This window comes from Lysobacter sp. K5869, from assembly GCF_018847975.1.
GTDB lineage: Bacteria > Pseudomonadota > Gammaproteobacteria > Xanthomonadales > Xanthomonadaceae > Lysobacter.
Genome location: NZ_CP072597.1, coordinates 5,065,086 through 5,087,289, shown reverse-complemented (window position 1 = coordinate 5,087,289; position 22,204 = coordinate 5,065,086). Strand labels below are relative to the sequence as shown.

Genomic DNA, 22,204 nt, shown 5'->3' with positions numbered 1-22,204 from the left:
GCGCGCTCAATTGGCCAACAGCTTCAGCGAAATCCCCAGCCCCGCCATGTCCTGCGGTTCGCCTTCCAGGTCCGCGCGCACCAGCGGCCGCGAATCCAGCCAGCGGCGCGACACGGTCAGGGCGAGGGTGTTGCCGTCGGCGTGGGCGTCGAGCTGCGGGATCGGGTCGGATTCGTGCGCGCGGTGCAGCAGCACCGCCAGGCGCAGCAGCGCCGAACTGCGCCGCACCGCCGAGAGCAGGCGGTCGGGCAGGGCGTCGAACGCGGACTTGGGGATGCTGCGGCGGTGCGTGCGCACCAGCGCGGCGAGGAATTGCTGCTGCTGGCGCGAGAAACCGGAGATGTCCGAATTCTCGATCACGTAGGAGCTGTGCACGTGGTACTGGCTGTGCGCGATCACCAGACCCAGCTCGTGCAGGCGCGCGGCGCGCTGCAGCATCAGGCGGTCGTCGGCGTCCAGGTTCCAGGCCTTGGCGACTTGGTCGAACAGGCGCAGCAAGGTCGCTTCGACCCGCGCCGACTGCTGCTCGTCGATGCCGTAGCGCTTGACCAGGGCGGTGACGGCCGCGTCGCGCGGGTCGTCGGCGCCGCCGCGGCCGAGCATGTCGTACAGCACGCCTTCGCGCATCGCCGCCTTGCTGATCGCCATGCGCTGCAGGCCGAGCACGTTGAAGGCGGCTTCCAGAATCAGGATGCCGCCGGCGATGACCGGGCGGCGGTCGGCCGACAGGCCGGGCAGGTCGATGGCGTCGATGCGGTCGGCCTGCAGCAGCTTGTCGCGCAGCACCGGCAGGGCCTCGGCGGTGACCGCGCCCTTGGTCAGCTTCATCGCCGCGCAGATCTCGCCGATGGCCTTGTTGGTGCCCGACGAGCCCAGCGCCTCGTGCCAGCCCAGCGAGCGGTAGGTGCCGGCGAATTGCTGGAATTCGGCCGAGACCTCGGTCAGCGCGTCGCGCCACTTCTTCTTCGACAGCTTGCCGCTTTCGAAGAAGCGGCGGGTGGTGGCGATGCAGCCCACCTGCAGGCTTTCGCGCTCGATCGCCTCGAAGCCGGAACCGACGATGCACTCGGTCGAGCCGCCGCCGATGTCGATCACCAGCCGGCGCTCGCCGGGCTTGGACGGCTGCGCGTGGGCGACGCCGAGGTAGATCAGGCGCGCTTCTTCGCGGCCGGACACCACTTCGATGGCGTGGCCCAGGGCCGACTCGGCCGGCATCAGGAAGGCCTGCGGCGCGGCGAGGCGGCGCACGGTGTTGGTCGCGATCGCGCGGACCCGCTGCGGCGGCACGTCGCGGATGCGCTGGCCGAAGCGCGACAGGCACTCCAGCGCGCGCTGGCGCACCTCGGGGGCGAGGCCGCCCTTGCGGTCCAGACCCTCGGCCATGCGCACGGTTTCGCGCAGCCGGTCGACGGTGCGCAGCTGCCCGAGCACGTAGCGCGCCACCACCATGTGGAAGCTGTTCGAGCCCATGTCGACCGCGGCGAGCAGGTCGCCGTCCTCGAGCGGCAGGCGGCTGGTGGGGAATACGTTATTCATGCGCGGGGATTTTCGGTCATCCGCACAACTTAGCCAACAAGGTCGCCTGCGCCGAATGCGGCATCGCGCCCTCGGCCGGGACCACCCGCTCGTAGGCGCCGTCGGGCTGCAGCGCCCAGGCGTTGAGGTTGTCGGCCAGATAATTGGCCAGCGCTTCCTCGTAGACGCGGCCGCGCAGGTCCGAATCCAGGATCGGGAAGCCGGTCTCGACCCGGCGCAGCAGGTTGCGTTCCAGCCAGTCGGCGCTGGAGCAGAACAGGTCCGGCGCGCCGTCGTTGGCGAACCAATAGACGCGGTGGTGTTCGAGGAAACGGCCGACGATGGAGCGCACGCGGATGTTCTCCGACACGCCTTCCACGCCCGGACGCAGGGTGCAGGCGCCGCGCACGATCAGGTCGATCTGCACGCCGGCCTGCGAGGCCTGATACAGCGCGCGGATCACCTGCGGCTCGTTCAAGGCGTTCATCTTGGCGACGATGCGCGCGGGCTTGCCGGCACGGGCGTGCTTGGTCTCGCGGTCGATGCGCTTGAGCACGCCGGCGTGCAGGGTGAACGGCGATTGCAGCAGGCACTTGAGCTTGAGCGACGGCGCCAGACCCGAGAGCTGCTGGAAGATCAGGTGCACGTCGTTGCCGATGTCCGGATCGGCGGTGATCAGGCCGAAGTCGGTGTAGGCGCGCGCGGTGCCGCTGTGGTAGTTGCCGGTGCCCAGGTGCACGTAGCGCTTGAGCTTGCGGCCTTCGCGGCGGACGATCAGCAGCATCTTGGCGTGGGTCTTGTAGCCGACCACGCCGTACACCACTTGCACGCCGGCTTCCTGCAGGCGGTCGGCGAGGCCCAGGTTGGCTTCCTCGTCGAAGCGCGCGCGCAGTTCGACCACCACGGTCACGTCCTTGCCGTTGCGCGCGGCCTGGACCAGTTGCTCGACGATCGGCGAGTCCTTGCCGGCGCGGTACAGCGTCTGCTTGATCGCCAGCACGTTCGGGTCTTCGGCGGCCTGCCGGATCAGCTCCAGCACCGGCGCGAACGAGTCGAAGGGGTGATGCAGCAGCATGTCGCCGTCGGCGACGGTGTCGAAGATGGTTTCGATGCCGGGCGCGACGCGCTGCTGGTACGGCGGGAATTTCAGCTCCGGGCGCTGGACCAGATCGTAGACCTGGATCACGCGGTTGAGGTTGACCGGGCCGTTGATGCGGTAGACCGCGTTCTCGGGCAGGTCGAAGTTCTCCAGCAAGGTGCGCACGATCGGCTTGGGGCACTGATCGGCGATCTCCAGCCGCACCGCGCGCAGGTAGCCGCGGCCGACCAGCTCGTCGCGCAGGGCGAGCGCGATGTTGTCGACTTCTTCCTCGTCCACCAGCAGCTCGGAGTTGCGGGTGACGCGGAACTGGTAGGCGCCCTTGACCTCCATGCCCGGGAACAGCTCGTCGACGAAGGCCGACAGCACCGAGGACAGGAACACGAAGTCGTGCTTGCCGCCGGAGACGTTCTCCGGCATCTGGATGATGCGCGGCAGCGAACGCGGCGCGCGCACGATGGCGAGGTTGCCGGCGCGGCCGAACGCGTCCTTGCCCTTGAGCACGACGACGATGTTGAGCGACTTGTTGAGGATCTTCGGGAACGGGTGCGCCGGGTCGAGGCCGAGCGGCGACAGCACCGGCATGATCTCGTCGCGGAAGTAGGCGCGCAGCCAGCGGGTCTGGCGCGCGTTCCAGGAATTGCGGCCGAGCACGCGCACGCCGCTGTCCGACAGCGCCGGGCGCAGCACGTCGTTCCAGCATTCGTACTGGGCTTGCACGAGTTCGGCGGCGCGCTCGTGGATGCGCGCGAGCACGGTCTGCGGGGCCAGTCCGTCCGGGCCGGGGGCGAGGCCGAGGTCCTGGGCGTGGCGCAGGGTGCCGGCGCGGATCTCGAAGAATTCGTCGAGGTTGGTGCAGGAGATGCACAGGTACTTCAGCCGTTCCAGCAGCGGCACTTGCGGGTCCTGGGCCTGGGCCAGGACGCGGAAGTTGAAGTCCAGTTGCGACAGTTCGCGGTTGAAGTACAGCGAGGCGTCGCGCAGCGGGTCGGTGTCGAGCGAGGGTTCGGTCATCGCGTTCATGGCGCTGCGTTGCGTCCTAAATTCGGGAACCCCAAGTGGATCAGGGCAATACGTCGGGGAGAGTATCGTGTTGCGCGTCGCCGTACAGATCGCGGCGGCGGATGCGTTCGGGGATGAAGTGGCAGGCGAAGGTGCTGCCGCGGCCGACTTCGCTGGCGATCTCCAGCCGCGCCTGATGCAGATGCAGCACGTGCTTGACGATCGACAGCCCCAGGCCGGTGCCGCCGCTCTCGCGCGAGCGGCTGGTGGAGACGCGGTAGAAACGCTCGGTGATGCGCGGCAGGTGCGCGGCCGGGATGCCGTAGCCGCTGTCGGTCACTTCCAGCACCGCGCCGCGGGCGATGCCGGCGCTCTCCGGGCGGAAGCGGATGCGGATGGTGCCGCCGGCCGGGGTGTAGCGGATCGCGTTGCTGACCAAATTCGAGAACGCGCTGTGCAGTTCCTTGTTCGATCCGAACAGGTCCACCCCGGCCAGATCGTCCATCGCGATCTCGTGCCGCCCCTGGCTCAGCGCATTGGCCTCGCGCTTGAGCGTGGCCAGCATCGAGGACATCGACACGGTTTCCTCGGCCGGCAGGCTGTCCTGCGATTCCAGGCGCGAGAGCGTGAGCAAGTCCTCGACCAGCTGGGTCATGCGCTGCGACTGGCGCTGCATTTCCGCCAGCATCGGCGCCCAATCCGGGTGTTCCTCCGGATCGAGCATGTCCAGATAGCCGTGGACCACGGTCAGCGGCGTGCGCAGCTCGTGCGAGACGTTGGCGACGAAGTCGCGGCGCATCTGTTCGAGCTGGAGCATGCGGCTGACGTCGCGCGCGACCAGCAGCCACAGGTTTTCCGAGTACGGGATCAGGCGCAGGCTCAAGGTGACCGCCGGGTTCCACGGCGAGGCCGCTTCCAGCGGCTCGGCGTTGCGGCCGGAGGCCAGCCAGTGCGAGATCTGCAGCGGCTGCAGCCGGTCGACCACCGGGCCGCCGATGTCGCGCGGGTAGCGCAGCCCGAACAGGCCGGTGGCGGCTTCGTTGAACCACTGGATGCGCTGGCTGTTGCGTTCCACCACCACGATCGCGTCGGGCATCGCCGCCGCGGCGGCGCGGTAGGCGCGCAGCATTTCGATCAGGCGGCGCTTGCGCCCGCGCATCTCGGCCTGGCTGCGGTGCAGCAGCCGGTCGAGTTCGTTCCAGATGCCTTCGCCCAGCGGCGGGGTCAGGCGCTGGCGCGCGGTCAGCCGGATCAGCACCCGGCGCAGCCGCCAGTAATGCCAGGCGACCACGCCGATGGCGGCGGCGGTGACGATCGGCCAGGGATAGCCGACCAGAATGCCGAGTACGGCGGCGCCGACCAGGATCAGCGCGAGCTGACCGAGGGTGCGGAACCAGGCGGAGCGCGCGCGGGGCGGCATACCTCCAGCTTACGCGGCGAGCGAGGCGGAGAAGCGGTAGCCCGCTCCGCGCACGGTCTGGACCATGCCGTCGAGCCGGTGCGGCTCCAGCGTCTTGCGCAGGCGGCGGATGTGCACGTCGACGGTGCGCTCCTCCACGTACACGCTGCCGCCCCAGACGTGGTCGAGCAACTGGGTGCGCGAGTAGACGCGTTCGGGGTGGGTCATGAAGAAGTGCAGCAGGCGGTATTCGGTCGGGCCGATCTGGACCGGCTGATCGCCGCCGTCGACCTGGGCGAACACCCGGTGGGCGGCGCCGTCGATGCGCAGCGGGCCGACGCCGACGCTGCCGTCCTCGTCGTCCTCGCGCGAGCGGCGCAGCACGGCGCGGATGCGGGCGAGCAGTTCGCGCGCCGAAAAAGGTTTCACGACGTAGTCGTCGACGCCGGCTTCCAGGCCGCCGACGCGGTCGTTCTCTTCGCCGCGCGCGGTCAGCATGATGATCGGAATCTCGCGGGTCAGCGATTCCTTGCGCCAGCGCCGGGCCAGCTCCAGGCCGCTGGTGCCGGGCAGCATCCAGTCCAGCAGGATCAGGTCCGGCACGCGGTCGGCGATGGCGGCTTGGGCTTCGCGGGCGTCGCCGGCGTGGACGGGGTCGTATTCGCCCTTGCGCAGGGCGAAGGACACCATGTCGCGGATGGCGGGTTCGTCTTCGACTATCAGGATGCGCTTCTGCACACGGTCACCGAGGGGAGGCGGGGAGGGGTTCTTCCCTGAAACCGCGCCAGTACACTACCGTTTTATGACGCGTCCATGACACGGGACGGGCGGCATTGTGCTCCGATCCTTGTCGCCCGAGTGTGCACGGCCGGGCGCGATGATCTAAGCGGGGCGGGAACTTGCGCCGAGGGGCGGCGATTTCGGCGGCGTTGGCCGCGAGATCGGCGACGCTGGAGTTTGGCGGCCAAGTTACATCGCGATGGCAGCCGCGCGGCGGCGCGGCGACGGTTTCGCGTCGCCGGGAGGGTGTGCGCTCAGGCTGGATGACAGCGGTGCGGGCATACGGATCGCCGTGGCGCCGTAGGGTGGCGGCGGCGAACCGGGCGATGAGGCCGGGCCCGTTGGTTGAGACGCAGCGGCGCGCGGAATCCACCCCGGTCGGGCGAAATTTTTTCGGTAGGGGAAAACCGGCCCGTTCACGGCGCGGCCTGAGCCGGCGGCCGTTCGCGGCGCGAGGCCGCGCCGCCTCACTGCTTGCGCAGATCCTCGTCGCGCACGCCCTGGCGCTTGAGCTCGAGCACGGTCGGGGTGATCGCGGCGATGCGCGCCTCGATCCGGGCGCGGGCGTAGTAGTCCAGGTCCGGCTGGCGCTTGAGGTTGTTGAGCTGGACCAGCGCCTGCTCCGGCCGGCCGCGCAGGTAGGCGGCTTCGGCGTAGGCCTCGCCGGCGCGGACCGAGTCGCCGGCGATCTCGCAGGCGCGGGCGTAGGTCTGCTGCAGCAGCGGATCGTCGGAGTAGGCGCCCAGCAGCGGGCGCAGCACCGCCTGGGCGCGCTGGCCGGCGGCGGCGGTGGCGCGGTCGTTGAGCACCTTGGCGTAGCTCAGCGCGGCGGCGCGGTTGTTCGGGCTCTGCCGCAGCAGGGCGTCGAAGCGGGCCTCGGCGGCGGCGTGCTTGCCGGCCTGGGCCTCGGCTTCGCCCATCGCGATGCTCAGCCACAGCTGGCCCGGGTGCTTGGCCAGCAGCGCGCTCAGCGCCTCGGTGGCGGGCGCGGTTTGGTTGGCGCGCAACTGCGCCAGGGCCAGGCCGTAGCGCTGCGCGTCGCTGTCCTTGCCGAGCTTTTCGTACTCGCGCAGCGCGTCGCGCGGCGAGTTGGCGCTGAGCACGCGCACGCGCTCGCGGGCGTAGTCGAACACGCCGGTGCCGCCGGAGCTGAGCCCCTGGTCGTTGAGCTTGATCCCGTTGGGCAGCAGCGGGTTGTCGGTGCCGGCCGCGTTCGGCGGCAGGGTGATCTGCGCCTTGGGAATGCGCTCGACCAGGGTCGCGTTGGGCGTGGCGGTGATCGCGGTGAGGCTGTTCTTGGCCGCGATCTGCTCGGCGCGTTCCTTGGCCTCGCTGATGCGGGTGGTGGTGACCGGGTGGGTCATCAGGTAATCGGGCGTCTCGCCGTACCAGTTGGCCTTGTTGCTGCGCGTGGCCAGCTGCATGCGCTGGAAGAAGCCGGCCATCGCCCCGGTGTCGTAGTTGCTGCGGTACAGCGTCTGGATGCCGATGCGGTCGGCTTCGGATTCGTTGGAGCGGGTGTAGTTGATCTGGCGCTGCTGCATCAGGCCCAGGCCGGAAGTGATCGCGGCCATGGTCGCGTCGTCGCTGGAATTGCCGCCGGCGCCTTGCGCGGCGACGATCGCGCCGAGCATCGCCAGCAGGATCGGCAGCTGATCGCGCTGGGCGCGCTCGACCCCGCGCAGCACGTGCTGCTGGGTGACGTGGGCGATTTCGTGCGACAGCACCGCCGCCACTTCGTCTTCCTTTTCCGCGGTCAGCACCAGGCCCGAGTTCACCCCGACGTAGCCGCCGAGCGTGGCGAACGCGTTGATCTGGCGCTCGCGCAGCATGAAGAACGTGAAAGGCTGGCGCGGCTTGTCGCTGTTGGCGGCCAGGCGGGTGCCGAGGGTGTCGAGCCAGCTGTCGATCAGCGGGTCTTCGAGCAGGTAGTCGTAGTGGCGCAGCTGCGCCAGCATCATCGAACCGTATTCGCGCTGCTTGGCCGGGGTCAGCAGCTCCGCGGCCGAGGAGCCGATGTCGGGCAGCTTGTTCTCCTGCGCTCCGGCGCAGACGCTGCCCAGGGCGAGAGTGACGGCGGCGGTGAGCAGGGCGATGCGGCGCAAACGGGAATCCTCGGTGGCGTGTGCGTGACGGACGAACGGATGCAACGGACGAAACGGGACGATGGGGTCGCCGCGATTACGGGGGCAGGATGCCGCCGGCCCGCGACGGGGGCGTGAACCGGCCGTTAATTCCGGCCCGAAGCCGCGCCGCGCCACCCTGAGGCCCGGACGCGACCCGACGCAAGCGTATTGCGCCGCGACGGACTGCGTTCCACCGGCACGCTTTAAACTGCCCCGGTGCGCGTCCATATTTCGACCGCAAGCCCATCCCGAAGTTTCCGGAGAACCGTTTTGAGCGACACCGCCTCCCAGACCCCGGCGATCGTGATCTATACCACCGCGATCTGCCCCTATTGCGTCGCCGCCAAGAATTTCCTCAAGAGCAAAGGCCAGACCTGGAGCGAGGTGCGCATCGACCTGGATCCGGCCGAGCGCGAGAAGATGATCGCGCTGACCAAGCGCACCAGCGTGCCGCAAATCTTCATCGGCCCGACCCATGTCGGCGGCTACGACGACATGATGGCGCTGCACCGCGCCGGCGGCCTGGAACCGCTGCTGGCGGGCGCGGCATGAGCGGCGCCGACGAGCAGGCGCAAAAGGACCGCGTCGCCGAGTTCACCGCGTTCCGCAAGCGCATGAACGAGCGCATCCTGGCCGAGCCGAATCAGGTCGTGCGGCGGTTCTTCGCCCTGGACACCCAGACCTATCAGGCCGGCGCGCTGGACGTGAAGACCAAGGAACTGCTCGGTCTGGTCGCGTCCCTGGTGCTGCGCTGCGACGACTGCATCAGCTACCACGTGGCCCAGTGCAAGGAAGCCGGGGTCGACCGCGACGAGATGTTCGAGACCTTCTCGGTCGGCCTCGTCGTCGGCGGCTCGATCGTGATCCCGCACCTGCGCCGCGCGGTGGACTTCCTCGACCAGCTCGAAGCCGGCGAATCGGCGGCCCCGGCCGCCCACGACCACGGCTGATCGCCCCGCAGCCCCCGGTAGGAGCGGCGTAAGCCGCGACCGCGCCAGGGCGCCGACGGCGAAACGCCCGCGGGCCGGCGCAACGCCGGTCTCGCGGTTCGGAAAGACGCGGAAACCCGGGCTGGCGCTGTGGCCGGATTGATGCGGTCGCGGCTCACGCCGCTCCTACACACGGAGCGGCCGGGCTTAGCCCAATCGGGCGGGTTGGCCCCGTTCACCGCCCTGCGACCTGGGTCCAGTACGGCCGCGAATGCAGGCCGGGGCGGCTTCCGGCATAATTGTGCGGTTAACACCGTTCGATTCGTGCGCAGCGCCGCAACGGCGCTCGCCTCACTGCTGGAAGAATTCCCTCATGACGCAAACGATTACGGTCATCCGTGGCGACGGCATCGGCCCGGAGATCATGGACGCCACCCTGCACGTGCTCGACGCGATGAACGTCGGTCTGAGCTACGAATTCGCCGACGCCGGTCTGGTCGCGCTGGAGAAGCACGGCGAGCTGCTGCCGCAGGCCACCCTGGACTCGATCCGCAAGAACCGCATCGCGCTCAAGAGCCCGCTGACCACGCCGGTCGGCGAGGGCTTCAGCTCGATCAACGTCGAGCTGCGCAAGCGCTTCGACCTGTACGCCAACGTGCGTCCGGCCAAGTCGTTCCCGAACACCAAGTCGCGCTTCCCCTCGGGCGTGGATCTGATCACGGTGCGCGAGAACACCGAAGGCGCGTACATCGGCGAAGGCCAGACCCTGTCGGAAGACGGCGAAGTCGCGACCCTGACCCAGAAGATCACCCGCCGCGGTTCCGAGCGCATCGTCCGCTACGCCTTCGATCTGGCCCGCAAGACCGGCCGCAAGAAGGTCACCGTGGTGCACAAGGCCAACATCCTGAAGTCGACCTCGGGCCTGTTCCTGAAGACCGCGCGCGAAGTGGCGCAGCAGTACCCCGACATCCAGTGCAACGAGATGATCGTGGACAACACCTGCATGCAGTTGGTGATGCGTCCGGAACAGTTCGACATCATCGTCACCACCAACCTGTTCGGCGACATCATTTCCGACCTGTGCGCCGGCCTCGTCGGCGGCCTGGGTCTGGCCCCGGGCGCCAACATCGGCACCGACGCGGCGATCTTCGAAGCCGTGCACGGCTCGGCGCCGGACATCGCCGGCAAGGGCATCGCCAACCCCTGCGCGCTGCTGCTGGGCGCGGCGCAGATGCTCGACCACCTCGGCCAGCCGGAGAAGGCGACCAAGCTGCGCGAAGCCATCATCGCCACGCTGGAAGCCAAGGATTCGCTGACCCCGGACCTGGGCGGCGAAGGCAACACGCTGTCGTTCGCCAAGGCCATCGCGGCCCGCGCCACCGCCTAAGCCGCGGCGACGCCATCGATGCACGACGACGGGGCGCCTTCGGGCGCCCCGTTCGTTTTTGGCGAAGCAGACTCGCGCGGCTGAGGCTCAGGGGTTCCCGCTGCTCGCTGGGATGCATTGCGCCGCGCGTTCGGCGAGGCGCGTTCGGCCCGCGCGCGGTTCGCGCCGCGACGCCTCGTTTTTGCGGCGCGCCGCACGCCCGTGCGCGGCGCGCGGCGCTAGGCTCGCGCGGCGAGATTTCGGCAGGTCGCCGTCGACTGCCGACGGGGCCGCGCGCGCCGATCGTCCGTCACCGCTGGGGAGCGGCGGCGGCCCCGCATTCCGGCGGTCAGGTTCGTATCGAGGAAGGTCATGAAGATCAGGAAGATGAAGGGCAAGGCGCTGGCGCTGCTGGCGATCGCGCTGATGGGCGCGGCCGGGACGGTCGCGGCGATTCCGGCGCGCGGCACGTGCACCGCGGCCAATCAGGGGCAGCAGGTGCGCGAGGATTCGTCGGACGGCAGCTCGCGCATCTACATGTGCGACGACGGGTTCTGGCAGACGTATAAGATTTGCGACAAGTACAACCGCTGCATCGTGGTGATCTGAGCGGACGCCGCGCCGGCCCGGATTCGGGCTGCGGCGCCGCGACGCCGAGAACGGGGCGCCTTCGGGCGCCCCGTTCGTTTTTTGGACACGGGCCGATGCCGGAAGCCTCCCTGTAGGAGCGGCGCGAGCCGCGACCGCGCCGCCTCGGCTACGGCGCAAGCATCGAAGCCGGTCTCGGTCCCGCGCATGCGGCGCGACCGGATCGCCCGCGGTCGCGGCTCGCGCCGCTCCTACAGGGGGCGGCGGCCGCGACGCGGGAGGCGGGCGGTTCGGAATCGGCGGGAGCCGGCGTGGTCCTGGCCCGCTTCGCCGAGCCAGCGCCCTAGTCAGCATTAATCCCGCCACAGCATTCCACCCCAGGCACTCGACAGAACTGTGTGCTGCACTGCAAAATCGCCAGGTTAATTAATCCATCTGGATGAAGCGATGAATGATCCGTTGCGCCCGGGCGCCCCGATCGCGCCGAGCGCCCTGGCCCTGACCCCGTTGCTGCTGTTCCTGGCGCTGTTCTTCGGCGCCGGGCTGTACTTCACCGCGCACGGCGATGCGATGGGCTTCTATCAGCTGCACGCGCCGGTGGCGATCCTGCCGGCGCTGGGCCTGGCCGCCTTCATCGCCTGGCGGCGCGGGATCAAGCCGCTGGAGACGCTGCTGGAGGGCATGGGCGACCACAACGTGGTGCTGATGTGCCTGATCTTCCTGCTCGCCGGCGGCTTCGTCGAAGTGTCCAAGGCCATCGGCGCGGTCGACGCCATCGTCGCGCTCGGCGTCGGCAACGTGCATCCGGCGCTGCTGCTGCCGGCGCTGTTCGTGGTCGCGGGCTTCATCTCGCTGTCGCTGGGCACCTCGATGGGCACCATCGCCGCGGTCGCGCCGATCGCGCTGGGCGTGTCCGACGCCTCCGGCCTGGACCGCGCGCTGGTGCTCGGCGCGGTGATCGGCGGCGCCACCTTCGGCGACAACCTGTCGGTGATCTCCGACACCGCGATCGTCGCCAGCCGCACCCAGGGCTGCACGATGCGGGAGAAATTCCGCGAGAACCTCAAGCTGGCGCTGCCGGCGGCGCTGGGCACCTTGGTGCTGCTCGGGTTCCTCGGCGAAACCGCGCCGGTGCAGACGCCCGATCCGGTCTCGCCGTGGCTGATCCTGCCGTACCTGATCGTGCTCGGCCTGGCCATCGCCGGCGTCGACGTGATCATCGTGCTGAGCCTGGGCTTGGTCGTGGCCGGTCTGTTCGGCGTGTTCTTCGCCGAGGACTTCGGCTTCGCCGCCTACACCACGCACATCTGGGACGGCTTCGAGAGCATGGTCGAAATCACCTTGCTGTCGCTGCTGGTCGGCGGCCTCGGCGCGCTGATGAAGGCCGCCGGCGGCTTGGCGTGGCTGGCGCAGGCGATCGGCAAGTTCGCCCGCGGCCACCGCAGCCGCCGCGCCGGCGAGATCAGCATCGCCGCGCTGTCGGCGACCACCGACGTGTTCACCGCCAACAACACGGTGGCGATCCTGATCAGCGGCGGCTTGGCGCGCGACGTGGCCCAGCAGCACGGCGTGCCGCCGGCGCGCGCGGCCAGCGTGCTCGACATCTTCGCCTGCGTCACTCAAGGCATCCTGCCGTACGGCGCGCAGATCCTGCTGGCGGCGTCGCTGAGCAAGGTCTCGCCGCTGCAACTCGTCGGCAACGTGCATTACAGCTGGCTGCTCGGCGCGGTGACGATCGTGGCGATGCTGTGGCCGTCGCGCAAAGCCAAGGCCGCCGAAGCGGCCGCGGCCTGATCGCGCGCCGCCGCGGTTTCGTCTCGCGGGCGCGGCTCAGGCCGGCTGCAACGCTCGAACCGGCGGGCGGCGCGGAAACAGGCGCCGTTCGCCGAAGGCCAGCAGCGGTTTTTCCAGCCAGCGGTACGAGGCCAGGCTGAAAACGATGCAGGCGACGATGCAGGCGATCACCGAGGCGTCGTGCATCCACGGCGTCAGTCCGTGCCGCCAGACCCGGACCAGGGCGAAGATGATCAGCGGGTGCGACAGATACAGCGAGTAGGACGCGTCGCCCAAGGCCACCGGCAGCGCGGGCAGCCGCAGTCCGCCGGGACGTCCTTCCCAGGCCGCCATGCCCAGCACGAGCAAGGCGCTGACCGGCCCGTACAGGCTCGCGCGCAACGCGCCGGCCGCATGCACCGAAGTCAGTTCGCGGGCGACCAGGAAGCTGGCGAACAGTCCCGCCGCGCCCAGCGCCGCGCACCACGGCGCCAGCGCGCGCGGCAGACGCTGCGCGTACAGCGCGATCATCGCGCCGGCGATGAATTCCCAGGTCAGCGGGCTGGCGATCACGGTCAGCCAGGGCGAAGCGTCCACCGGCGTGACCGCGTACACCGCGCTGGCGAGCAGGCCCCAGCCGAGCAGGAACCACGCCACCCGGCGTTCGGGCACGAACGCGATGGCGAGCGCGCCGACCAGATAGAAATACAGCTCGTGCACGAGGGTCCAGCCGACCGCGAGCATCGGCCCCTTCTGCTGCGGCAACAGCAGGTAGGACTGCGCGATCTGCGCCGCGTCGTACGGGAAACCCGACACGCCGCGACTCAGCGCGATGGCCGCGACCAGTACGCTGGTGTAGACCCAGTAGGTCGGATAGATGCGCCAGGCGCGGCGCGCCAGGAAGCGGCGCGCTTCGGCCGGCGAGCGGTAGCGCCCGCGCGCCACGGTGACCATGACGAAGCCGGAAATGACGAAGAACAGATCCACGCCGCCGTAGGCGTGGCGGAAGAAGTCCGGCAGCAGGACGTGGCCCGCGCCGGCCTCGCGTTCCATGCTCGCCAGATGCATCAGCACGATCAGCAGCGCGGCGATGCCGCGCAGCATCTGGATCGACGAAAACACCGGCTTGGCGGCGGGCGCCGCGAGTTGCGCGCCGGATGCGTTTGCGAGTCCCACGGTGCCGACGTCCTTTGCCTGAGGCCGGCGGGGAGTGTAGAGCAGGCGGCCGCCGGCCGACCGCGCCGGGTTTGCCGGGCGCGGCGGTTCGCGCGCGCTCGAATCGGCGATTTCGTCCGGGGCTTACTTGCGGCGCGTCGCCGGCGCGTCGATCAACAGCACTTGCCCCGGTTTGAGCACGGCCTTGGCGTCCAGGCCGTTGAGCTTGAGCAGGTCCGCGGCGCGCACGCCGTAGCGCTTGGCGATGGTCCAGGGATTTTCGCCGCGGCCGACGGCGTGCTTGCGCGGCGCGGCCGCGGCCTGCGCGCGCTGCGGCTTGGCCGGGCGCGCCGCGGCGTCGGCCGGGCGGTCGTCGGCGGAGCCGAGCGTCATCGGGTCGGCGTCGCGCGGCGAGACGGAGGCGACGGCGTCGTCCTTGGCGGCATCGCCCGGCGGGTTCGCCGCGACGGCCTTGGATTCGTTCTTCGCCGCATCGTTCGGTTTGGCGTCGGCGAGCGGCTTGCGCTCGCCCTTCGCGGTATCGGCGGATTTGGCGGCGAGCTTGGCATCGTTCTTCGCGGCGTCTGCCGGCTTGGCGGCGAGCTTGATGTCGCTCTTCGCGGCGTCGCCCGGCTTGGCGTTGGCGTCGCCCTTGGCGGCCTCGCCGGTTTTCGCGCTGGCGACGGTCTTCGCGTCGCTCTTGGCCGCATCGCCGGTTTTCGCGTTTGCGGCGGTCTTGGCGTTGGCCTCGCTCGCCGGCAAATCGCCCGAGGCGACGTCCAGCTCCGGCGTCGTCGCGGACGGCGCGCCGACCGCGGTCGCGGCCACCGCCAGCACCGGCGAGCGGCGGCCGCCGGGACGGCCGATGCGGCCGTCGCCGAACACCGGGTTGAGGCGTTGCAGCCAGGCGATGTCCTGATCGGTGCGCGCGGCCCATTCGCCGAGGCTGTCGACGCCGTCGGGCACGGTCACCGCGGCCAGCCGCGGCACCGGGCGGTCGAGCGCGGTCAGCCATTCCTGGCGGTCGTCAGCCTGCTCCATCAGGCACGACAGCGCGTGCAGCTTGCGCACGTAGGCGGTGGTGATGTCGGACAGGCCGGTGAGCTGGTCGTGGCGGGCGTCGGCGATGCTCAGGCCGGCGCGCTTGATCGCGTTGAACACGCGGTATTCGCCGGCGTTGTAGGCCATCACGGTCAGGCGCCAGTCGCCGCCGAACATGCCGTGCAGGGTCTTGAGGTAGCGCACCGCGGCTTGGGTGGATTCCACCGGCGACAGGCGGCCGTCGTAGCCCTCGCGCATCGGCACGCGGTGGTTGCGCGCGGTCGCGGCGATCATCTGCCACAGGCCGGCGGGGCCGGAAGCGCTGCGCGCGCCGGGACGGTAGCCGCTTTCGACGAAGGGGATCAGCGCGTATTCGGTCGGCAGGCTGTTTTCGCGCAGGGCGTCGACCACGTAGCCGAACAGCGGCAGCAGGTCGTCGTCCTTGGACGCGAGGCGTTTGGGCGCGTTGGCGAAGTGTTGGCGCCAGCGGCTGCTGACCCCGGGCTCGCACGCCGGGTCGGCGAGGCCGGCGCGGAAGGCTTGGTAGATCTCGCGGCCGTTGCGGGTCGTGGCGTCGGCGGCGGGCGCTTCGGCGGCGACCGCGCCGGGCAGGGCGGTCAGCCAGCACAGGCCGGCGGCGAGGGCGGCGAGCAGCGGACGGCGCAGGGGCGAGCGCCGGGCGAAGGCCGTGTCGTTCGGCCCGAGGCGTTCGCCGGGGTGCGGGACGGTGGCCGGGAGCGGCGCCGCCGCCGGGCGCTGCCGAGTCGCCGAAGCCGGACCCAGCGCCGGCCTTGCCGCCGCCGGCTTGCGCTCGCGCGCGTTCACGCGCGGAACCCGTCCTTCCAGCGCCGCAATTCGGCGAACGTCTCCACCTCGTCGGCCGGCGCGCGGCCCAGGCGCGCGGCGACCGCGGCGATCACCGCCGGCTCGCGGCTGCGCAGGAACGGGTTGGCCGCGCGCTCGTCGGCGAGGGTGCTGGGCAGGGTCGGTTGTCCGGCGGTGCGCATGGCCTGGGCCTGTTCGATGCGGCGCAGCAGCGCCGGGTTGTCGGGTTCGACCACGCGCGCGAAGGCGGCGTTGGACAAGGTGTATTCGTGGCCGCAGCAGACCCGGGTCGGGCCGGGCAGGGCGGCCAGCCGGCTCAGCGAGGCCAGCATCTGGGCGGGCGTACCTTCAAACAGGCGGCCACAGCCCAGGCTGAACAAGGTGTCCCCGGTAAAGGCCAGCGGGGCGCCGTCGGGGCCGTCGTCGAGCACGTAAGCGATGTGGCTAAGGGTGTGGCCGGGCACTTCCATGACGCGCAGAGCGTGGCCGGCCGCCTCGAACGCGGCGCCGTCGCCGAGCCGCTCGGTGGCCTCGGCGATGCGCTCGTCCTGCGGCGAATACACCGGAATCTGCGGCCAACGTTGCAGCAACGCCGCGGTTCCGCCGATGTGGTCGTTGTGGTGGTGGGTCAGCAGGATCGCCGCCGGGCGCAGGCCCTCGGCGGCGGCGGTCAGCACCGGGCCGGCTTCGCCCGGATCGACGATCAGGGCGCGGCCGTCGTCGCCGGCCAGGGTCCAGATGTAATTGTCGCTGAGGGCGGGCAACGCGAGCAGCCGCATGAACCGGATCTCCTGGTGGCGCCGGGGCCGCTGGCGCACGCGCGGCGGGGACGCCGGCGCAGTAGGCTGGTCGGTGCCGGAGCGGTTCGCGCCGGCGCCGTGGTGTTTTTGCTATATCCCTGTCTCGGCTCCCGGACCGCCACGGTCCCGGCCCCCTACCGAGAGGCGACCATGCCCGCCCTGTCCCACGGACGTCAACCCAACCCCGGTCACGGTTCCGGCCCGGGCCAGTCCCTGCGCTGGTTCGGCGAGGTGTCCGGGCACGGCCTGCTGGAGGTCGAATCCGGCGCGATGGCGCGGGTCTTGGCGGCCAGCCCGAGCTTGCCCTGGGCGTGGTTCGGCGTCGCCGCGGCCTCGCCGCCGCACGGCCGCGGGGTGTCCCTGCGCCGCAGCGCCGAAGGCTTCGAGGGCGCGCTGCGCTGCCGTCTGCCGTTGCCACTGGCCAGCGAGGCCTTCGGCGCGGTGCTGCTGCAGCACGTGTTCGACGACGGCGCCGATCCGCTGCCGCTGCTGGGCGAATGCGCGCGCATCCTCGCCCCGGGCGGACGGCTGTGGCTGGCCACCCTCAATCCCTGGAGCCCGTACCGCCTGCGCTGGGCGCGCAGCGGCCTGCAGGCGCGCGACGCCGGCCACTGGCAGGCGGCGCTGCGCGGTTCGGGCTTCGCCGCCGACCCGGTTAGCCTGCAGTGGCTGGGCCCGCGCTGGCGGGTCGCGCACGGCGAGGCCGGGGTCGGCGCGGCCGACGTGCTGCGCGCCGGGCTGGCGCTGAGCCTGACCAAGCGCGTGCACGCCGCGATTCCGCCGACGCGCTTGCAGCAACTGCGTTGGCAGACCGGGTTGGTGCCGCGCGATGCGGCCGCCCAGCGCGGCGCGGCCGCCGCCGCCGCCGCGCGCAAGGGCGAGGACGGCGCGGACTGATCGGCCGGGCCGCTACGAGGGAGCGGGCTCGCCGAACCGGCCGCGGCGATTCGCGGCCGCTCCGAAACCCGCCGCCGGCCGGCGTTCGCCGGCGAAGCGCCTGGTGGCTGCAAGGCCGCCGATCCGATCCTCGTCCGCGAAGCGCTCGCGGGCCGTCGCTCCGGCGCCGCCGGCCAAGCGCCCGGCAACGCAAGCCGCCGGCCGACCGCCCGCCGCCGAAACAGCGATAATGCGCGGCCGTTTTCCATGAGTAGCGTTGCGTGAGCCAAACCGACCCGGGCGCCGACAAGATCGTTTCCATCCACACCGACGGCGCCTGCCTCGGCAATCCCGGTCCCGGCGGCTGGGCCGCGCTGCTGCGCTACAAGGGCCACGAGCGCGAACTGTCCGGCGGCGAGCCCGACACCACCAACAACCGCATGGAGCTGATGGGCGCGATCATGGGCCTGGAAGCGCTGACCGAACCCTGCCAGGTGGTGCTGACCACCGACTCGCAATACGTGCGCCAGGGCATCACCGAGTGGATCGGCAACTGGGTGCGGCGCGGCTGGAAGACCGCCGGCGGCGATCCGGTCAAGAACCGCGACCTGTGGGAGCGCCTGCATCTGGCCAGCCAGCGCCATTCGATCGACTGGAAGTGGGTCAAGGGCCACTCCGGGCATCCGGAGAACGAGCGCGTGGATACGTTGGCGCGGTTGCAGGCCGAGCGGTTGCGGCCTTATCGGCCTTGACGGCGGGAGATGGCGGAAGGCGTTAGGAGATAGCGAGAGCGAGTCTCCCGGCCGCGCTTTCGCTATCTCCTAACTTCTATCCGCTATCTCCTCGCTAGAATGCCCGCCATGCGTCAAATCATCCTGGACACCGAAACCACCGGCCTGAGCTGGGAACGCGGCAACCGCGTGGTCGAAATCGGCTGCGTCGAGTTCGTCGAACGCCGTCCCACCGGCCGCACCTACCACCAGTACATCAAGCCCGATTGCGACTTCGAGGCCGGCGCGCAGGAAGTCACCGGCCTGTCGCTGGAGCGGCTGGCCAACGAGCCGCCGATGGAGCAGGTGGTCGAGGCGTTCCTGGAATTCATCCGCGGCGCCGAACTCATCATCCACAACGCGGCCTTCGACGTCGGCTTCCTCAACAACGAGCTGTCGATCTGCGGTGCGCAGTACGGCAAGCTCGGCGACCACGTCACCGGCATCGAAGACTCGCTGCTGATGGCGCGCCAGCGCTTCCCCGGCCAGCGCAATTCGCTGGACGCGTTGTGCAAGCGCTTGGGCGTGGACAACTCGCACCGTCAGTTGCACGGCGCCTTGCTCGACGCCCAGATTCTGGGCGAGGTCTACATCGCGCTGACCTCGGGCCAGGAGGAGATCGGCTTCGGCGATCCGGCCGGGCTGGCGGCGCAGGAGCAGCAGGTCAGCGTGCGGGTCGACCTGAGCGTGCCGCGTCCGCGCGTGGTGGTGCCGGCGGCGGAGCTGGCCGCGCATCAGGCGCGCTTGGAGAAGCTGCGCAAGAAGGCGGGCAAGTGCGTGTGGGATCTGGTCGATCCGCCGGTGCTGGAGGCGGTGGCGGCCGAAGGCTGAGGGCGGCGCGGTCGCGGCGGTTCGTCGCTGCGGCTTTGCCGGGCATCGGCCTTCTGGCCTAGAGCGGCGCTGTTGCAGCGGCTCGCCGCTCCGGCTTTTCTCGGGTGCCGTCCTTTCCAGCGAAGGCCGGAACCCATTCGCTTTTTCTCGGCCGCCTGTCGTCGGCGCGCGCTGTCGCGGCGATCTGAGGCGCTTTTCGGCCGGGCTTTCGCGCGGTCGGCGTTGCGCCGGCTGTCTTTGTGGCGCGGTCGCGGCTTGCGCCGCTCCTGCAGGGAGCCCAGGCAGCGGCGGCGCGAACTGATGTCGCGAGTCGCGCGGGACTTGCATGGCTCCCTGCAGGAGCGGCGCAAGCCGCGACCGCGGACCCTCAGTGGCTGCGCACCAACACCACGGTGATGTTGTCCGACCCGCCGCCGTCCAGCGCCGCGGCCACCAGCGAATCCACGCATTCCTGCGCGCTGCAGTCGTTGTGCGCGAGCACCCGCGCGATCGCGCGGTCGTCGACTTCCTCGGTCAGGCCGTCGCTGCACAGCAGCAGCTGCATGCCCGGGCGCAGTTCGCCGGTCATGGTCTCGACGTTGAGGTTGCGCGGGTCGGTCACGCCCAGCGCCTGGGTCACCACGCTGCGGTGCGGGTGGCTGCGCGCCTGCTCGTGGGTGATCACGCCGTTGGCGATGAGTTCCTGCACGTAGCTGTGATCCTGCGAGAGCTGGGCCAGATGCCCGTCGCGCCACAGGTACACGCGGCTGTCGCCGACCCAGGCGACCTCGAAGCGGTTGCCGTTGATGCGCGCGGCGACCACGGTGGTGCCCATCGGCAAGGTGTCGTTGCGCCGGCGCGAGGTGCGGATGATCTCCTCGTCGGCGATGCGGATGGCCTGCGCCAGCGCGGCGCCGCCGCGGACCTCGCGCACGATCACCTCGCGCGCCAGCGCGCTGGCGACCTCGCCGTACTCGTGACCGCCCATGCCGTCGGCGACCAGCCACAAGCCCAGCTCGCTGTCGCCGTAATAGGTGTCTTCGTTGAGTTCGCGGCGCAGGCCGACGTGCGTGAGGTGTCCGAATTCGATCATCTGCCGGTCATGCCATTCGCGTCGTCGGGATCGTCACTGAAGAGGTATACGGAATCATCGCGAGCGAGCGGCCGGGTGGCAAGAAAAGCGTGATCCCTGCTGCGTTTCATGCATGAGCGGCCATGAAGGCCGCGTGTGCGTGCGTCGCGGTTTCACCGTGCCATGCCGCGGCCGCGAAAGCGAGACTGGCCGGTTCCGGCAAAACGTTCGATGAAGGCGCGCGGTGAGCGCGGCCGGCCCGGAGCTCGCGATGGCGATGGCGTGGCGCATGGGCGAGGCCGTTGGCGGGGAAGGGCGGGTGCGCGGTGCCGAAAAACGCAACGGGCCCGCGAGGGGCCCGTTGCGCTTGAATCTGGCGGAGAGGGGGGGATTCGAACCCCCGGTACGCTATAAACGTACGCCTGATTTCGAGTCAGGTACAATCAACCGCTCTGCCACCTCTCCGGGTGCAGTCGAGCCGCGTATGTTACGGGCTGTCGCGCGCGGGAGCAAGCGTCCGCGCGCATTCGCTTCGCATCCGGCGTCGCGCGCCCCGGCGCAGCGCGCAAAGCCCGCGCGAGCGGCGCGGGGCTACACTAGCCGTCCCCTCTGTATTCGACGGTTGCGCCCATGTCCGAAATCCTGGTCCCGGTGTCCTTTGGCGAACTGCTCGACAAGATCGCGATCCTGCAGATCAAGTCCGAGCGCATGACCGACGAAGCCAAGCTGGCCAACGTGCGCAACGAACTCACCGCGCTGGAGCGCACCTGGATGGCGCACCCGGCCGCCGGCAACGACATCGTGCGCCTGCGCGCCGAGCTCAAGGCGGTCAACGAGCGCCTGTGGGTGATCGAGGACGACATCCGGGTCAAGGAAAAGCGCCAGGAGTTCGACGCCGAGTTCATCCGTCTGGCGCGTTCGGTCTACGTCGAGAACGACGAGCGCGCGCGGGTCAAGAAGCAGATCAACCTCGCCCTGGGCTCGACCTATGTGGAAGAGAAGTCCTACCAGGACTACGGCACCGGCCCGGTCTGAGGCCGTGAACCCCGCGCGCAGGGACGACGCGCCTTCGCCGCCGCGGCCGCGCTCGGCCGCGGCCTGGCTGTACGACGATCTGCTCGCCTGGCTGTGCCCGGGCGGTTTGCTGCTGACCGCGCTGGTGCTGCGCCACCCCGGCGGCCTGCACGCGCTGCGCGAACAAGCGCCGGAACTGGTCCTGCCGACGTGGTTGGCCGGCGCCTACGTGCTGGGGCTGGCGCTGAGCCCGCTCGGCCGGCTGGTCTACACCTTCGCCCAGGCCGTGGTCTGGCCGCGTCTGCGCCGGGCCTGGACGCCGGCGCTGGAATTCCTCAGCGAACGCCTGCGCCGCAGCGAAGGCCTGGAACTGCCGCCACCGGCGACGATGACCTCGTCCCAGTTCCACGACGCCGACCGCCGCCTGCGCGAATACCTGGAAGCGGTCGCGCCCGAATCGCGCGCCACCTTGGACCGGATGAAAGTGCTGTGCAGCCTGGCCTGCAACGCCGCCGCGGGCTGTTTCGTGTTCGTGCTGACCGACGTGGCGTCCGGCGGCCTCGCCGACTGGAGCGGCGGCCGCGTGGCGATCGCCGCCGGCGCGATCGCGCTGGCGCTGACCGCCGCGGTCTACCGCGAGCGCCGTCGCCAGCGCACTCAGTTGTCGGTGTGGCGGCGGGTGCGGATCGAGCGCGGCGAAGAATGAGGTTCAGCCGCCCGCGGCGAGCTGAGCCCGCGCGTCCATCAGCGCGAAGCCGAGCAGGTTGAGGCCGCGCCAGCGTTCCGGCCGGGTCGCGTCGGGATGGTCGGCGGCCAGCCCGATGCCCCAGACCGGATCGACCGGGCTGGCTTCGACCAGCACCTGCTCGCCGGTGGACAGCAGGAATTCGCGCAGCGGTGGGTTTTGCGCGAACTTGGCCCGGTTGCCGGCGACCACCAGCGCGTAGCGATGCTCGGCCCAGTGCGCCTCGTCGAAGCCCGCGATTTTGCGGCCCAGCGCCTTGGCCTCGGCCGGGTCCCGGCTGGCAAGGATGCGCGCGGCGATCCCGGCATCGCCGAACAGGCGCGCCTTGCCGGCCATCATCCAATGCTCGGCGCTGGCATAGCGCTCGCCGTCGAGCTCGAACGCGGCCGGGTACCACTGGCTGAAGCAGCTCTTGCCGACCCGGCCGGGCGCGGCGCGATGGCCCCAGAAGCACAGGTAATCGAACCGGGCGCCGTCGCGGACGGCGGCGATGAGTCGGTCGAGCGAAAGCGGGGGCAT

General features: G+C 70.4%; 20 protein-coding genes, 1 tRNA gene and 1 pseudogene. 10 read left to right on the top strand and 12 right to left on the bottom strand.

All coding sequences use genetic code 11. The features are described 5' to 3' along the window. Nucleotides 1-6: 6 nt before the first annotated feature. The 5 genes from ppx to J5226_RS21480 all read right to left on the bottom strand — a co-directional run bounded on the left by ppx (nucleotide 7) and on the right by J5226_RS21480 (nucleotide 7,891). The gene (gene ppx, locus J5226_RS21500) at nucleotides 7-1,536 is read right to left on the bottom strand and encodes an exopolyphosphatase (protein WP_215836912.1); all 1,530 of its coding nucleotides are present in this window, start codon (nucleotides 1,534-1,536) and stop codon (nucleotides 7-9) included. 16 nt (nucleotides 1,537-1,552) lie between these two features. Further along, nucleotides 1,553-3,637, bottom strand: coding sequence for a polyphosphate kinase 1 (ppk1, locus tag J5226_RS21495; protein WP_215836911.1), 2,085 nt, complete (start codon nucleotides 3,635-3,637; stop codon nucleotides 1,553-1,555). Nucleotides 3,638-3,677: 40 nt separating this feature from the next. Beyond that, complete coding sequence (phoR, locus tag J5226_RS21490) at nucleotides 3,678-5,036, bottom strand: phosphate regulon sensor histidine kinase PhoR (protein WP_215836910.1); 1,359 nt, start codon at nucleotides 5,034-5,036, stop codon at nucleotides 3,678-3,680. A 9-nt stretch (nucleotides 5,037-5,045) separates the two neighbouring features. Continuing rightward, on the bottom strand, nucleotides 5,046-5,753 hold the full coding sequence (gene phoB / locus J5226_RS21485; RefSeq protein WP_057946945.1) for a phosphate regulon transcriptional regulator PhoB: 708 nt from the start codon (nucleotides 5,751-5,753) through the stop codon (nucleotides 5,046-5,048). A gap of 509 nt (nucleotides 5,754-6,262) precedes the next feature. Then, complete coding sequence (locus J5226_RS21480; RefSeq protein WP_255323132.1) at nucleotides 6,263-7,891, bottom strand: M48 family metalloprotease; 1,629 nt, start codon at nucleotides 7,889-7,891, stop codon at nucleotides 6,263-6,265. A 300-nt stretch (nucleotides 7,892-8,191) separates the two neighbouring features. Between J5226_RS21480 and grxC the strand changes: the two genes are divergently transcribed. From grxC to J5226_RS21455, 5 genes are all read left to right on the top strand, one after another. Continuing rightward, nucleotides 8,192-8,473: a glutaredoxin 3 gene (gene grxC / locus J5226_RS21475; protein WP_215836908.1), complete on the top strand. Its 282-nt coding sequence runs from the start codon at nucleotides 8,192-8,194 to the stop codon at nucleotides 8,471-8,473. Continuing rightward, nucleotides 8,470-8,871, top strand: coding sequence for a carboxymuconolactone decarboxylase family protein (locus tag J5226_RS21470; protein WP_057946948.1), 402 nt, complete (start codon nucleotides 8,470-8,472; stop codon nucleotides 8,869-8,871). Before grxC ends, J5226_RS21470 begins: the two co-directional genes overlap by 4 nt. Nucleotides 8,872-9,223: 352 nt before the next feature. Beyond that, nucleotides 9,224-10,237, top strand: coding sequence for an isocitrate dehydrogenase (locus tag J5226_RS21465; protein ID WP_215836907.1), 1,014 nt, complete (start codon nucleotides 9,224-9,226; stop codon nucleotides 10,235-10,237). Between the two features lie 351 nt (nucleotides 10,238-10,588). Next, complete coding sequence (locus tag J5226_RS21460) at nucleotides 10,589-10,825, top strand: hypothetical protein (RefSeq protein WP_215836906.1); 237 nt, start codon at nucleotides 10,589-10,591, stop codon at nucleotides 10,823-10,825. A 426-nt stretch (nucleotides 10,826-11,251) separates the two neighbouring features. After that, nucleotides 11,252-12,598: a Na+/H+ antiporter NhaC family protein gene (locus J5226_RS21455; protein ID WP_215836905.1), complete on the top strand. Its 1,347-nt coding sequence runs from the start codon at nucleotides 11,252-11,254 to the stop codon at nucleotides 12,596-12,598. A 36-nt stretch (nucleotides 12,599-12,634) separates the two neighbouring features. Here J5226_RS21455 and J5226_RS21450 read toward each other — a convergent pair whose 3' ends face one another. The 4 genes and pseudogenes from J5226_RS21450 to gloB all read right to left on the bottom strand — a co-directional run bounded on the left by J5226_RS21450 (nucleotide 12,635) and on the right by gloB (nucleotide 16,377). Then, nucleotides 12,635-13,753 carry an acyltransferase gene (locus J5226_RS21450; RefSeq protein ID WP_215836904.1) on the bottom strand — a complete coding sequence of 373 codons (1,119 nt, stop codon included), beginning with the start codon at nucleotides 13,751-13,753 and terminating at the stop codon, nucleotides 12,635-12,637. A gap of 123 nt (nucleotides 13,754-13,876) precedes the next feature. Continuing rightward, nucleotides 13,877-14,125: a LysM domain-containing protein gene (locus tag J5226_RS21445; RefSeq protein WP_215840528.1), complete on the bottom strand. Its 249-nt coding sequence runs from the start codon at nucleotides 14,123-14,125 to the stop codon at nucleotides 13,877-13,879. Nucleotides 14,126-14,656: 531 nt separating this feature from the next. Then, a pseudogene (locus J5226_RS21440) lies at nucleotides 14,657-15,262 on the bottom strand (lytic transglycosylase domain-containing protein); the annotation flags it as partial. Nucleotides 15,263-15,594: 332 nt separating this feature from the next. Then, nucleotides 15,595-16,377, bottom strand: a complete 783-nt coding sequence (gloB, locus tag J5226_RS21435; RefSeq protein ID WP_215836903.1) for a hydroxyacylglutathione hydrolase — start codon at nucleotides 16,375-16,377, stop codon at nucleotides 15,595-15,597. Nucleotides 16,378-16,548: 171 nt separating this feature from the next. Between gloB and J5226_RS21430 the strand changes: the two genes are divergently transcribed. The 3 genes from J5226_RS21430 (at nucleotide 16,549) to dnaQ (ending at nucleotide 18,875) form a co-directional block, all read left to right on the top strand. Continuing rightward, nucleotides 16,549-17,295: a methyltransferase domain-containing protein gene (locus J5226_RS21430; protein ID WP_255322880.1), complete on the top strand. Its 747-nt coding sequence runs from the start codon at nucleotides 16,549-16,551 to the stop codon at nucleotides 17,293-17,295. A 260-nt stretch (nucleotides 17,296-17,555) separates the two neighbouring features. Continuing rightward, entirely contained in the window at nucleotides 17,556-18,026 is a 471-nt protein-coding gene (rnhA, locus tag J5226_RS21425; RefSeq protein ID WP_255322879.1) for a ribonuclease HI, read from the top strand. Between the two features lie 108 nt (nucleotides 18,027-18,134). Then, complete coding sequence (gene dnaQ / locus J5226_RS21420) at nucleotides 18,135-18,875, top strand: DNA polymerase III subunit epsilon (RefSeq protein WP_215836902.1); 741 nt, start codon at nucleotides 18,135-18,137, stop codon at nucleotides 18,873-18,875. A 367-nt stretch (nucleotides 18,876-19,242) separates the two neighbouring features. Here the strand turns inward: dnaQ and J5226_RS21415 are convergent, their stop codons facing one another. Together J5226_RS21415 and J5226_RS21410 are read right to left on the bottom strand one after the other, a co-directional pair. After that, on the bottom strand, nucleotides 19,243-19,947 hold the full coding sequence (locus J5226_RS21415) for a protein phosphatase 2C domain-containing protein (protein ID WP_207523894.1): 705 nt from the start codon (nucleotides 19,945-19,947) through the stop codon (nucleotides 19,243-19,245). 353 nt (nucleotides 19,948-20,300) lie between these two features. Further along, nucleotides 20,301-20,391: transfer RNA gene (locus J5226_RS21410), tRNA-Ser, on the bottom strand. Nucleotides 20,392-20,556: 165 nt separating this feature from the next. On the opposite strand from J5226_RS21410, the gene J5226_RS21405 reads away from it, so the two are divergent. Together J5226_RS21405 and J5226_RS21400 are read left to right on the top strand one after the other, a co-directional pair. Then, nucleotides 20,557-20,961, top strand: coding sequence for a DUF6165 family protein (locus J5226_RS21405; protein ID WP_215836901.1), 405 nt, complete (start codon nucleotides 20,557-20,559; stop codon nucleotides 20,959-20,961). A gap of 4 nt (nucleotides 20,962-20,965) precedes the next feature. After that, nucleotides 20,966-21,646: a hypothetical protein gene (locus J5226_RS21400; protein ID WP_215836900.1), complete on the top strand. Its 681-nt coding sequence runs from the start codon at nucleotides 20,966-20,968 to the stop codon at nucleotides 21,644-21,646. Nucleotides 21,647-21,649: 3 nt separating this feature from the next. Here J5226_RS21400 and J5226_RS21395 read toward each other — a convergent pair whose 3' ends face one another. Continuing rightward, on the bottom strand, nucleotides 21,650-22,204 hold the full coding sequence (locus J5226_RS21395) for an NADAR family protein (RefSeq protein WP_215836899.1): 555 nt from the start codon (nucleotides 22,202-22,204) through the stop codon (nucleotides 21,650-21,652).

Coding starts and splice junctions, on each gene's coding strand:
- J5226_RS21470 (WP_057946948.1), top strand. CDS start 8,470: ATGAGCGGCGCCGACGAGCAGGCGCAAAAGGACCGCGTCGCCGAGTTC.
- J5226_RS21455 (WP_215836905.1), top strand. CDS start 11,252: ATGAATGATCCGTTGCGCCCGGGCGCCCCGATCGCGCCGAGCGCCCTG.
- J5226_RS21465 (WP_215836907.1), top strand. CDS start 9,224: ATGACGCAAACGATTACGGTCATCCGTGGCGACGGCATCGGCCCGGAG.
- gloB (WP_215836903.1), bottom strand. CDS start 16,377: ATGCGGCTGCTCGCGTTGCCCGCCCTCAGCGACAATTACATCTGGACC.
- phoR (WP_215836910.1), bottom strand. CDS start 5,036: ATGCCGCCCCGCGCGCGCTCCGCCTGGTTCCGCACCCTCGGTCAGCTC.
- dnaQ (WP_215836902.1), top strand. CDS start 18,135: ATGCGTCAAATCATCCTGGACACCGAAACCACCGGCCTGAGCTGGGAA.
- ppx (WP_215836912.1), bottom strand. CDS start 1,536: ATGAATAACGTATTCCCCACCAGCCGCCTGCCGCTCGAGGACGGCGAC.
- J5226_RS21405 (WP_215836901.1), top strand. CDS start 20,557: ATGTCCGAAATCCTGGTCCCGGTGTCCTTTGGCGAACTGCTCGACAAG.
- ppk1 (WP_215836911.1), bottom strand. CDS start 3,637: ATGAACGCGATGACCGAACCCTCGCTCGACACCGACCCGCTGCGCGAC.
- J5226_RS21430 (WP_255322880.1), top strand. CDS start 16,549: ATGCCCGCCCTGTCCCACGGACGTCAACCCAACCCCGGTCACGGTTCC.
- J5226_RS21460 (WP_215836906.1), top strand. CDS start 10,589: ATGAAGATCAGGAAGATGAAGGGCAAGGCGCTGGCGCTGCTGGCGATC.
- J5226_RS21415 (WP_207523894.1), bottom strand. CDS start 19,947: ATGATCGAATTCGGACACCTCACGCACGTCGGCCTGCGCCGCGAACTC.
- J5226_RS21445 (WP_215840528.1), bottom strand. CDS start 14,125: ATGACGCTCGGCTCCGCCGACGACCGCCCGGCCGACGCCGCGGCGCGC.
- J5226_RS21395 (WP_215836899.1), bottom strand. CDS start 22,204: ATGCCCCCGCTTTCGCTCGACCGACTCATCGCCGCCGTCCGCGACGGC.